This is a genomic window from Paraburkholderia sp. BL27I4N3, assembly GCF_003386115.1.
Classification (GTDB): domain Bacteria; phylum Pseudomonadota; class Gammaproteobacteria; order Burkholderiales; family Burkholderiaceae; genus Paraburkholderia.
In genome coordinates this window covers 103,659-115,829 of sequence record NZ_QREJ01000003.1, presented here as the reverse complement: position 1 = coordinate 115,829, position 12,171 = coordinate 103,659, and the positions used below count along the sequence as shown (strand labels likewise).

The 12,171-nt window shown below is 52.8% G+C and carries 6 protein-coding genes; all 6 read left to right on the top strand.

Annotation, left to right across the window (positions count from 1 at the left end; genetic code table 11):
* Positions 1-575 precede the first annotated feature (575 nt).
* Entirely contained in the window at positions 576-836 is a 261-nt protein-coding gene (locus B0G71_RS41185) for a hypothetical protein (RefSeq protein WP_147308771.1), read from the top strand.
* Between the two features lie 731 nt (positions 837-1,567).
* A complete protein-coding gene (gene dpdE / locus B0G71_RS40590; RefSeq protein ID WP_116150160.1) occupies positions 1,568-4,864 on the top strand; it encodes a protein DpdE in 3,297 nt (1,098 codons plus the stop codon).
* Entirely contained in the window at positions 4,857-7,442 is a 2,586-nt protein-coding gene (gene dpdF / locus B0G71_RS40585) for a protein DpdF (RefSeq protein ID WP_116150159.1), read from the top strand. Before dpdE ends, dpdF begins: the two co-directional genes overlap by 8 nt.
* Positions 7,439-8,359 (top strand): protein DpdG, encoded by a 921-nt coding sequence (dpdG, locus tag B0G71_RS41180; protein ID WP_147308770.1) that lies wholly within the window; start codon positions 7,439-7,441, stop codon positions 8,357-8,359. The genes dpdF and dpdG overlap by 4 nt, the downstream gene beginning before the upstream one ends.
* Positions 8,356-11,445: a protein DpdH gene (gene dpdH, locus B0G71_RS40580; protein ID WP_116150157.1), complete on the top strand. Its 3,090-nt coding sequence runs from the start codon at positions 8,356-8,358 to the stop codon at positions 11,443-11,445. Before dpdG ends, dpdH begins: the two co-directional genes overlap by 4 nt.
* Positions 11,445-12,164 carry a hypothetical protein gene (locus B0G71_RS40575; protein WP_116150156.1) on the top strand — a complete coding sequence of 240 codons (720 nt, stop codon included), beginning with the start codon at positions 11,445-11,447 and terminating at the stop codon, positions 12,162-12,164. Before dpdH ends, B0G71_RS40575 begins: the two co-directional genes overlap by 1 nt.
* Positions 12,165-12,171 lie beyond the last annotated feature (7 nt).

The following is a 12,171-nucleotide window of genomic DNA, read 5'->3' as shown; positions in this document are numbered from 1 at the left end:
ACATGGTGCAGGCGATTCTCGGCCACGCGTTGCTGCAGACGACCTCGATCTATGTGCGCGCCGAGCAGCAGCGCATGCTCGAAGCGAGCCGCGCAGTACTACGCGGCCGACGACGAGTGACGGCGACGGGAACGAAAGAAAGTGCGGGTTGCCAGTCTTTAGCGCCCGTTCGTGATCGGGCAGGGCATGTTTGAACAGACCGGCTCCCTGTACCCGCCCCCTGACCACAGGATCCGGTCGGCCCGTCATCGAGCAGGTCATTCCTGATTTCGGCCGGTTCAACCCGCATCGCGACGACGCGCCCGAGTCATATTTCGCGGCGACGAATGTGAACCGGACGGGCGCTGCGCATCTTCGACCCCGAGGAAATCTCGTCAAGGGCACTGATGGCCTCCACCTGTTACCCGACCCTTTTCCAGGCGGTAAGCACCAGACGCGGCCGCGCCGGACCAACGACTCCCGCTGATCCGCAATCAGGTGACGGGGACGTACTCGACGCCGACGTACCCGGCGAGAAGAAGGACTTTCGCTTCTTCCATAGGGTTTGCTCTGTGCTAGAAATCGAGTTGCACCCCATGAACAGCATGCTCAACCGCGTGACCAATTTAGAGGACCGTCTCGACGCCGAGTACCAAGCTTACGGCAATCGACTCACCGCGCACGTCACCTTCCTGCTGGGCCATTGTAGGCCCTGTTCACCTCGAGCAAGCCATGGTCAACACGTTCTCCTCAAGGACCCCGTCGGCTTTCTGGTTGCCTTCGTGGCGGCGAATAACTCCGCCTTCGAGATTGACGGTGCTGGCGCGGTGCCCCCTATCTGCAGGATCATGCTGTGACCGCGCCGAAATGGCTAGATTCGATGCACAATCACGGTCAGGATATCGAACGCTAACTTACCGCGTTTGTGCTGTGAGTTGCGTCGGTTGCTCTTGCGGGAGAGGAACGCTTGCTTCAGATCATGGATCGTGAACACTGCGCGGACAGAAACGAGGAGAAAACAAGCAACCATATTTTGGGAAGAGTGTTTGGAAAGCGGTATGCGCAAACTGACGAAAAAGCCTTGTATGCCTACACCGCCAAAAAGGGCCAGAAATAGGGGCTCGATCTCAAGCTTATCGTCCAAGTGGCGTTAACTACGGTGATGGCCACGTTTTGGATTTTGCCGCGGGGAACGGTGACCCGAGGAAGGAGATATCCAAAAATGCGAACCTTACTGATAGAGTAAACCCTTGGTAATCGAAAGCGACATTGGAAATCATCGGCATCGTCAATCGCCCAGACGCCTAATGACGGTTCGTCGTTGTTGGCAGCGCCCAGACTTATAGCATCGCTTGGCCGTCGAGAATCAATCCTTGTGAGCACGCTAGTGCAGAACTTTCACGGGAGTTATGTCCGATGCCTAGTGTTGCCAAGGAAAGTCTCAGTGTTAAAAAGTGGCTCGGTCAACCCCGAGTGTGCTCAAGTAGGCAGAGCAATCGAGCAAACACGCTCAAGTGGAACCGCGCAATCTTCGAAACAGTCGCCTGAGCGGTGCAAATAAAAGAGTCATCTGAGAGAAAGCTAAGATATGACGTCGTTTTGTGTTGTCAAAGGGTTTGAGTCTGATGGCCTTGCCAAGGTCATCAGCCGATCCGGCAATGTTTGCACGGTGCAATATTTCGATTCACCGCGAGGCGCTGGCCAAATTAAGCGCGAGGCAACAATAGGTGCTATAAGTCCCAAAAAATTGGGCAGAAATAGTCGGGTATACGTATATAGTCCAAGCGAAGATCTCTGGCGAGTGGGGCGCGTTCTAGAAGATGACGGTGAGGGGATTCTTGTCCGCTTGGCACACAAGCAGGACGTTTACTTGGAATACGAACACGTATTCGTTCGATGGAAGCGCGGAATCGATGACCCGAGCGATTTTCTTGGATGCCAAATCACGGAAACCCCGCAATATGCAGAAGCACGCTCCCGATTTCTCGAAAGTTATATTTCACAGCGCGGCGCGGCCAAAGGGATCTCGTCGCTGCTATCTTCTGCAGTTGAATTGGAACCTCACCAGATCGACGTGGTGGGTCGTGTACTCAATGATCCGTCGCAGCGGTATTTGCTCGCAGATGAGGTCGGCTTAGGGAAGACAATCGAGGCAGGCATTATTATCCGGCAGGCCGTGCTAGATGACCCGGCAAATCATCGGGTAGCGATTGTCGTTCCCGTCGCGCTTGTCGCGCAGTGGCGAAGGGAACTCCTAGCTCGGTTCGGCCTGCAGGCCTTCCTCGATATCTCAGTGTTCGTTGTTGCACAAGAGGAGGACGATCACTTGGTCGAGGCACTCGACGGCGCGACTCTCATAGTTGTCGACGAGGCACACCACATGGCTGCAGCAAATGCTGATGAAAGTGTGTTGCGGCTTTACGAGTTGATTCGACAGGCCGCACTCCGAGCATCTAGGTTGCTTCTCCTGTCAGCCACCCCGATTCTTCGCAACGAAGACGGCTTTCTGCGCATGCTGCACCTTTTGGAGCCTGCGGTTTATCGACTTGATGAACGCGAGTCATTCCGGACTAAGATTGAGCATCGGCAATCGCTTGCAGAAACCGTTGCAATGCTCGAACCATCGCATGCATTGTTTCTGGACGGCTTGCTCGACGACCTACTTGCAAAACTACCGAATGATATTCGCCTGAGTGACTTGGCGACCGATCTCAGAGCCCAATTGGTAGGCGATCCCGACGAAAGCGATCCCGGATTGGTCGATGCACTGAGAAATCTCCGCGCTCACGTATCCGAAACTTATCGATTGAATCGTCGGATCTTGCGAAACCGCCGGCGGCAGGTGTCCGGACTAACGCCCGAGCGGAAAGGACTCGAATCTTGGGTGGTTGGCGGATCATCGATTCGAGCGCTGGAGTCAGCAATTGAAGCTTGGCGCATCGCCGCGAACGCGTCGCTATCCAAGTCCTCGGATGCCAAGCAACTATCTAGCATGCATAGATTCTATGAAGGTTTGGTAGATGGCGTTCTTGAGGATTTGAATTTTGCCCGTCAGTCATGCATTCGTCGGCGGGACAAACTTTGCAAAACCGGCAATGCCGCCGAAGCAATCTTCGAAGATGAACTTCAATATCTGGACGATATCCTCGCAGTTTGCGACGACCGCGAGTGGATGGATTTACGGCTAGTCGCGCTAGCTGAAAATCTCAGGCGTCTTCCAGCAAGCGTGAAAGCGATCGTTTTTTGCTCGAGTAAGCAAGTCGCTGATGAGGTTTCCGAGCACCTTCGGCGAGAGAATCTTCGCGCGCTGCGTCATCAATCAGGCTACGAGGGAGATGACCATCTCAATCTGGACCAAGATCCGGATTGGCGCCGATTCATGGCCAGCGACGCGATTGGCGTTTTGGTTTGCGATCGTGATGCCGAAGAGGGCATCAATTTGCAGGGCGGTAACAAAGTGATTGTTCACTTCGATCTGCCTTTACAACCAAACCGCGTCGAGCAACGCATCGGCCGCGTTGACCGGTACGGGTCAGGGATGCCTGTCCGCTCTTACGCTTTGGTCGACGTCGCTTCCAAGTTGCAGAGCAAGTGGGTCGAAACCCTCAGAGAGGGTTGGCGTGTGTTCGATCGGTCGCTATCAAGCCTTCAATACGTCGTTGAGGCTGAGAGCTCAAATCTAAGGGAATCCCTTTTACTCGAGGGAGTTGAGGCAATCTCCGAACTTCTTGGGCGCCTTCGAGGCCCAAACGGTATCGTAAATAGCGAACTGAAACTGATCGATCAGCAGGACGCGCTAGATGAACTCACCGCGATGCGCGAGGACGAGGTGGAAGCCTTGTTGGACTGCGATAGCGAATGGAACTCGATTCGTGACGCCATGCATTATTGGATCAAGGAGACGCTGCTTTTTTCTGTCATTCCTGAGGAAACAAAGAAACAGTTGGTTGAGGTGCCGAGTCGCTTTCAATACTGTCCTCCTGAAAGGGGCGGCCAAGCAACGTTGATTCCATTGTCAGGCTTTCTTGACCAATTTCTTGGAGCAATCGACTACGAGGCCCCTGGTGGAACCTCGTCGCGTCCACGCTCGTACCCGCACGCAGCACATCGGGGGACGGCTGTTAAAGGTGGTATCCGGCCGCTTCGCTACGGCGATGAGTTTGTCGAAGCAATCAAATCCTTTTCAGATTCTGACGATCGCGGCCGAAGCTTCGCAATGTGGCGGCAGATACATACTGGCCTCCCAGGACGACGTCTGCAAATGTTCTTCCGGTTTGGCTTCCTGATCGAAGCTCGAATTGACGAAGCCGAACACATTCTGACACAGGAAAAAACTGTTCCGACTTCAGTGGCCGATCGAGCAGTGTTGCGCCGAAGAGGAGATGCGTTGTTTCAGCCCTTCACCTTCAAAGTCTGGGTCGATGAGGAGGGCGACATGCCCTCGCCAGAGTTCACGGATATGTATCTCGACGTGCCATACGCGAAGAACGGAGCCGATAATTACATCGACAAGAACATCGAGTCGAGTCATTTCGATGCTCTAAGGGCGTCGAGGCCCGACTTGTTCGACAACTGGTCACAACGGTGCTCGCGAGTACGCGATCACGCTTTTGAAATTGCTAAAAATAGTCCTCTGCTGTTCGATCGTAAGCGATTGGCGCTGGAGACCGCAAAGGATGAAGACCGTGGCCGCTACGCACAACTTGCGACCCGAATAAACGCTTTGACCGGTAGCGAGTCTCGCGCAGAACAGGCTCGTCTAACATTGGAACAACATTTGAATGACGCGCTTTATGCAGGAATCGCAACGCCGACTATAAAGGTGGACGTTGCCGGCGTGATCTTCCTGAGTAGCGAACCCGTCTCGGTTATTGAACATGCTTGAGACACGAGTATTGAACCTTAATGTCGGGGACCTCCAGGAGTTGTTGAGTTCTTGGCCGGCGGTCGACCTGCCGAAAGGCACAGTTCGCGATTCCCTGATTGATCGCATATATCAAGTTTTAAGCGGCGCTATGACGGCGGGACCGGCGAGTAGTTGGCACGCAGCCTTTCAACCGCTGATCAGGCATTTTCTCTTGCGCGAATCTGCGCGCCGCGGTAAAGCTTTCCAACTTCGTGTGCCATGCAACGACCGATGGCCATCCAATGTCGATTGGGAACTTCACACCGTTCATGCCTTCTCGGTCGGCGATGGCGCTCATTACCTCTTGAGTGCTGGCGCGTGGTCTCCAGACTGGCTTGATAGCAAGGAGGAGGGGGCGTTTCATGATGCCTTCACTGACAAAGTCGTTCGCACCCTGAGCGAGTGCACAGCGGATCCGTTCATCCAAGACGCAACAGGATTTAAGTACTATTCGTCTCCTGGTCAGCGCGAGGCAATCCGTGCGTCATTCTTGATGCCCAGAGGTGACACGTTGATTGTCAATCTTCCTACTGGATCAGGAAAAAGTCTTGTTGGTCAAGCGGGTGCGCTGGTCAATAGAGAGGACGGCTATCTAACCGTATTCGTCGTGCCAACGGTTGCTCTCGCGATCGACCAAGCACGTTCGATGGAGGTCTCCTTTCAAAAAGCTGATCCGCTTCACCAGTCGTGGCCTCTTGCGTGGTGGAGTGGACTATCGAAGGAAGGGCGGGCGGACGTTAGACAAAGACTTCGAAATGGGACACAACGCATTCTTTTCACCTCGCCGGAGGCATTGAGCACGTCGCTGATCGATGTCATCACCGACGTCGCTAAAGAAGGCATGCTGAGTTACTTGGTTATCGATGAGGCGCATCTCGTGACCCAATGGGGCGACGAATTTCGACCAAGCTTTCAGGCACTAGCAGGTTTGCGAAACAACCTTCTATCGAAGTCACCAAACGGGTTTCGTACATTGCTGTTAAGTGCGACCTTGACCGAAGATACTGTAGCGACCTTGACTCAACTCTTTGGACCTAAGGAACGTGTTCAAATGATCTCGGCCGTACATCTACGACCAGAGCCACAGTATTGGGTATATAAAGCGGCATCGAAAAAAGAAAAGGAAGAGCGTATTCTCGAAGCGTTGCGTCATGCCCCGCGACCCTTCATTATCTATGTAACGAAACGCGAAGATGTCGTAATGTGGAACTCCACTTTGCGGAGTAAAGCAGGGCTCGACCGGATCGCATGCTTCGACGGCGGCACACCAGATCAAGAGCGACTGGAAATCATATCAAGGTGGGCATCGAACAAACTTGACGGGATGATTGCTACCTCGGCTTTTGGCGTAGGTATCGACAAATCCGACGTCAGGACAATCATCCACGCTGCGATCCCGGAAACGCTGGATAGGTTTTACCAAGAGGTAGGTCGAGGCGGTAGAGACGGGCACCCATCCGTGAGTCTCTTAGTTTGGAGCGACGGTGACTGGGATTTGCCGGCCCTGATGGCTCAACCAAAGATTGTCACCGAGGAAATGGGCTTTAGTCGGTGGAAGGCGATGTATCAATCTAAGCTGCCAACGTCTGAACTAGACCTATACGACATCGATATAGATGCAGTAAGAGATGGCCTACCGGGCGGCAATGAGCACAACGTCAGTTGGAATATGCGTACGCTTATATTAATGGCGCGTGCGAACATGATCAGTCTGCATTTAGAACCATCTCGCACAACAGAGTCAGATATGTCGATGGAGGGAAACTCGTCGATTCTCGCAACGTTTGCCAAGGTGCGGGTACGCATTCTGGACGACGGTCATCACTTGCCTATGGTCTGGGAAAGCCGGGTCGCCACATCCAGAGACAAGACGAAAGCTGCGGCTAGAAAGAATCTGAAATTGATGAGACGGGTGGTAGAACAAGAGCATGAGATCGGTCAAACGTTATCTGAACTCTATCGGATTCGGTCTCCTGAATGGGACGCGGGAGTGACGCACGCCTGTGGAGGGTGTAAAAAAGATCGGCTTCTAGACGATAGGGAAAGAAGCTACTTGGTACCTGTGCCCGCTCCGATATCGCGAGTCGATTCGCATCATATGAATGCATGGAAACAGCGGTTTCCGTGGATTGATCCCGCCTTCGTGTACGTATTTTACGAGGACGCGAGTTCATTATTATCTAAGTCCGTTCTGAAACTAGTCAATTGGTTAGTGCAAGAATGTTTCATCCAGGAAATCTGCTTGGACGAGACGCTCAAATTTGCGCCGCAACTCGACTGGCATCAATTATTTCGACGTTCAGAAACCGGCGTGCTGTTGCACCGGCGTATCGACGAAATGGATGAGGAACCATACACCCCCATCGCTCGCGTAACGATCTTCGGTAGTCAGGTTGAACCGACGCTATTTGATCAAGTTCAATGTCTGCAACGACCTTACCATTTCGTGTTGTTGCCCGATACCTTTCCCGATCCATCGAACGCGCAGCGCCGTCTTATTGACGTTACGCGTTGTGGCACACATCTCAACAAGTTACTTCCCACGATTAGTCAATGACTGTTATTAATCAAGCAGGCGATGGCCTATATTCGCAATTAATTTCGCTCGCTCGAGCGGTAGCTAAGTACGGACCAATAGCTAAGGAAGATTTGCTCGCGATGTGTGCACTACCAACCACGGATGAAGGAGCAGACCCCGTCATAACAAGGCTGCGTATGACCCTGACCCGGTGGACTCAATTGGGATTGTTTGTTGATGACGATTCCGGGATAGGACTCACATTTGATACTGATCGCGCTGAACCCAGCGATGAATTTTCGGACCGCCTGCCGGCGATGTGTCGATCCCATGTCTTAAAAGCAGAAAACTGCACGCCGATCTGGGCGCCGAGCAATGAAAAAACAGAAGATGGCGCAGGAAGGTCAGCAGACTTCGTACGGGGGATTGCTTGGTCGCTGATGCAAGATATTTATACGCTGCCTGGTGCCACCGAAGAAATTGAAGCTTTGGAGACGGCGCAAATTGAAAGTCCGAGATTTGTGTTTATGAATAAGACAAGGTGGCCAGGATTCCGAGGTTGGGGAAGGTTCCTTGGCTTTGCGACGGGCAACGACAGCACATTTTTGCTAGATCCTACCGAGGCGGTTCGCGCGGAACTGAGTGCGATCCTTGAACCAAAACAAGCTGTAGCCGCTGACGAGTTTGTCAATGCGTTAGCGAAGCGGTTGCCGGTGATCGATCGTGGGCAATATCGACGACAAGTTGAAGACGTGTTGCGCGCCAACGTTTTGCGACGTCTCCCTGACGACCACTTATCGATGTCCTTATCACTCGCGCTACGTCGGCTTTCGTTGGACGGGACAATTGCCCTCGAAAACAAAGCAGATGCGGGGGTATCGCTGGCGCTTACCGGACGCGGCTATCGAACTTGGGATCGATTCACGCATGTTCGACTGGTTGGAGACGCTCAATGAGTTTGCTGAAATATTGGCCGATAGCCGATGAGGTTGACCGTTGCATTAAACCAGAGGCTGAATCTGCTCATGAGTCGGTGTTACTGGCCGTGCACCAGCCCTCGCCTTTGTCCTACAGGCTATTGCCTAACGGCGGCACGGTTCAAACAACTGAGGAGGAACTTTTCGATTACCTTGTGAACACCGACGCGCCCACGGGCGCACACGTGGTTCCGATAACTGGCGCTTCGGGAGTCGGTAAGTCTCACCTGGTTCGTATAGTGGCAGCTCGATTAAGTAGTCCGGGAAGCACCGACCGTTACGTCGTGATTCGCATTCCGAAAAGCGCAAGCTTGCGGGAAGTGGTGCAGTTGATTCTGAAGCCGCTGCCCGATGGACCTTATGCCTCTGTAAAGGCCGATTTTAAGAAGGCTCTTTCGGAAGTCAACCTAGACACTGCGGTAATAAATTTTCAGGCACACCTCGAGATTGCCCTAGCCGACCTTTCCACGCATCTACAAGGTCAATTGCAGGATAACCCGCAAAGTCAAACAGTCAAGGAACAACTAGCACATGCGCGGTTGCTTCCTAAATTTTTGATGGACGCGGCAGTGGTCGATCATATGCGAACGATGGTTTTCCGCAAGATCGTACAACGCGCGATGGCAGGAAACGAAATCGGCACAGCGGATGGCCGAACGGATGTACGAACGGACGATTTCACAGCCGAAGACTTCATCCTTCCAGACTCAATCGATCTGGAGAGGGCATCGGTAGCAGCAAAACAGTATTACCGTTTTCAACTACTAACGCGGGACCGCCATGGAATGAAAGTGGCCGCGAGCGTGCTGAACGGCCGTGTTGTTGATCAAGCGATACGTGAGTTGTTTCAACTTCATGAGGCAATCGGGGGGATGACTTTGCAGGATGTCATCCTCGAGATTAGGCGTTTGCTTCTTGCTGAAAATCGTGAACTTATCATTCTTGTAGAGGACTTCAAGGCGCTAACCGGGATTCAGGAAACCCTGCTCAATGTTTTGATCCAAGAGGGCGTTCGCGATGGTGTCAGGCAACTGGCGACAATGCGTTCAGTAATCGCGGTCACCGAGGGATACCTCGCCGGGAAAGATACGATCGCGACTAGAGCAAAGCGCGAGTGGATCGTTGAGAGTCATCTTAGTAGCCCTGACGAAGTCATTTGGCGCAGCAAACAACTTGTCGCGGCTTATCTAAATGCCGCGCGCTTAGGTGAGGCCAGGCTAATCGCTGAATATGAGTCCCGGGATCGTGACTCAGAGAATAAATGGGCGTGGCTGCCCATTTATAGTGATCCGGATGATGCAACGTCTGACAAGTTGGCCGCCTTTGGAACCATTCGGGATATCCCGCTTTTTCCTTTTACCGAGGTCGCGATCGCATGTCTTTCAAAGATGGCGCAGACCCAGGGTGACTCGCTTGTTTTCACCCCGCGATTTGTTATTGATCGCATTCTCCGTGAAATTTTACTATCGGGACGCGATGCTTTCAGAGACAAAAGGTTTCCTCCGGCGAGTATCGTGGCTCCGACGTCGACTGCCGATGTCGCGCAATGGTTGGCGGCGCTTTCGCTCTCATTCGACGAGCGAGGTCAGTATGAACGCCTGGTGAATATTTGGGGAGACAATCCGAAAACAAGAAGCGATATCGGGCAAATCGAGCCAATCATATTTGATGTCTTTGGTTTGCAGGCGCCCGATGTCACGCGCACGGCGGCGCCAAAACCGATCGGGCCGACAAAAACCGTTGAACCGAAGGTTCCGGCCCCGCCATCCCTTTATGTACCTACTCCCGAAGAATTGCGGTTGGAGCAAGTACTAGAGAACTGGGTCCAGAAAAACGAGCGCATGCCGCAGGACGTCGCGGCAGGTATTCGGAAGCATTTTGCCAAGGCAGTCAATGACCGCATAGATTACGTTGCTGAGCGGTGCCTTAAAATTCTCTTCACTGAACCGCAGGTGTCTATTCCGAATGCACAGGGCGAGGGCAATCTCGCGTCATTGAGCGTCCGTATCGCAAACGATAATAGCGATCCAGATGGCAAATTGCGGGGAGAGCTCTTTGCTCTTTTACGCTTATATGGGCTTAATGATGGTCGTTTCGACTATGCATTAGTCGACGACGACCTCGCTCGTGTTGGGAATCTGGTTACCCGTTTGTTCCCACAGGTCCTGACGGTCATCCGCGCTGAGATATCTCGGCGGATTCGAACGTCAACAAAAAGCCTTATGACGAACAGCCGACTCCTTGGAATCAGCGAAAAGGCTAGGACGGCGAGTGGTTTGCCTAAGTTTCTGTTTAGTAAAGCTCAATTAAAAGCTAAGCCAACAGAGAATGCTCCCCTCGCTTTTAAGGAATGGCGAGATCAACAAGATGAAGCGCTTACCATAAGGGACCAGTTGGTTGATCTCGTGTTAGCAAATTGTAGTTGTTATCAGGGCGGTGGGAAGACGTCATTGGGAATCGATATCATCCGCTTGGTCGAACATACCGCGAAGCCGGATGATGTTGCGGAAAACGAGTTGATTCCTCCAGATATTCGGACAAAATTGTCTACCATGACCGAGGCACGATTGGCCATACGAGCGAAACGGGTCGCTGAAGAGGCACGTCGAATGACGACCGCTCTCGAAACCGAACTCGGGGAGGATTTCGCAAAACAGGAGATCTCGGATGCGATGAAAGATCTTGCGGACAGGATGCGGAAGATTGGCGTCTGGAGCCAAGACGATTTGGGCACGATAGCCGCCTTCAATCGAACGTGCGAAGAATTTCGAGCGGCCGCTCTCAAAGAGGCACTTGCGACCTTGAGTTCGACGCCTACCGACGGTACTCAACAAGATGCGAAGCTGATCAATCGTTCTGCTCAATTAGATATAAACCCAATCATCTCAGCGCAAAACTTCGTTTCGGCGTCACGGAAGGTCTTAGCCAGTGCAAAAAAAGAAGCGGCGTTTCTTGAAGCGCAGACAAAGGGGCTAGATTCGGCGACCGAAACAAGCAAGATTGCGGGCGCTTTTGATGTGCTCGTCGCTTCGATTGAAACTCTCGAGTCGGAAAAGGGGGCGTGATGCTGTTGCACGACGCAAAGGAAGTTGCCGAAAAGCTAATGAGATTGCATGAGACGAAAAGCAACGTTGACGAGGTAATAGTTCTTGCTGGGCTCTATCGGGAGTTGGAAGGGAAGGTCGGTAGCATTCGACGGGCGGTCGAGCGTGTAATTTTGCTGCGAGCTCAAGGAATTCCGATGTCATTGCCCGACAACGTAGGCACGACAAAGGAAACTGTTCGGCGACTCGCAGCCCGATTTAACGAGGCACCGATAAGCGTTACGTTGAAACAGTCGACTCGATGGACCACTCTTACGGGCGCACTGGACGCCCTCGCCACCACTCTCGATGCGCTTCAACTGCAAGATTGGAAGCGTTATTTCAACGACTCGTTGTTCGCGGGTCTTTCACCAGACCGCCGTCGCGCGACGCTGAATCAGAATCATCCCGGGAATAAAGCGTCGATGGAGCGTTACAGCGACTTGTATTCGCGCTTCAACAAGTATCGCAATACTATTCCGCTTACGGTCGAGGCGTTGAACGAAGTGCGTGAGTGCTCCGACAATCTGTCGCAAATTACGTTTGTCGAGGTGGAAGATATGCCAGACTCCGTTCGGCGGTTCTTCGACGCTTCCGCGACAAGTGCTGGGGCAGGGTTGGCGTTGTTCACGGACGAAGTGAAAGGGTGGTTGCAGGACCATGATCTCATTGGAAGCTATGTAGTACGAGCGAAGGCGTGAGAAGTTT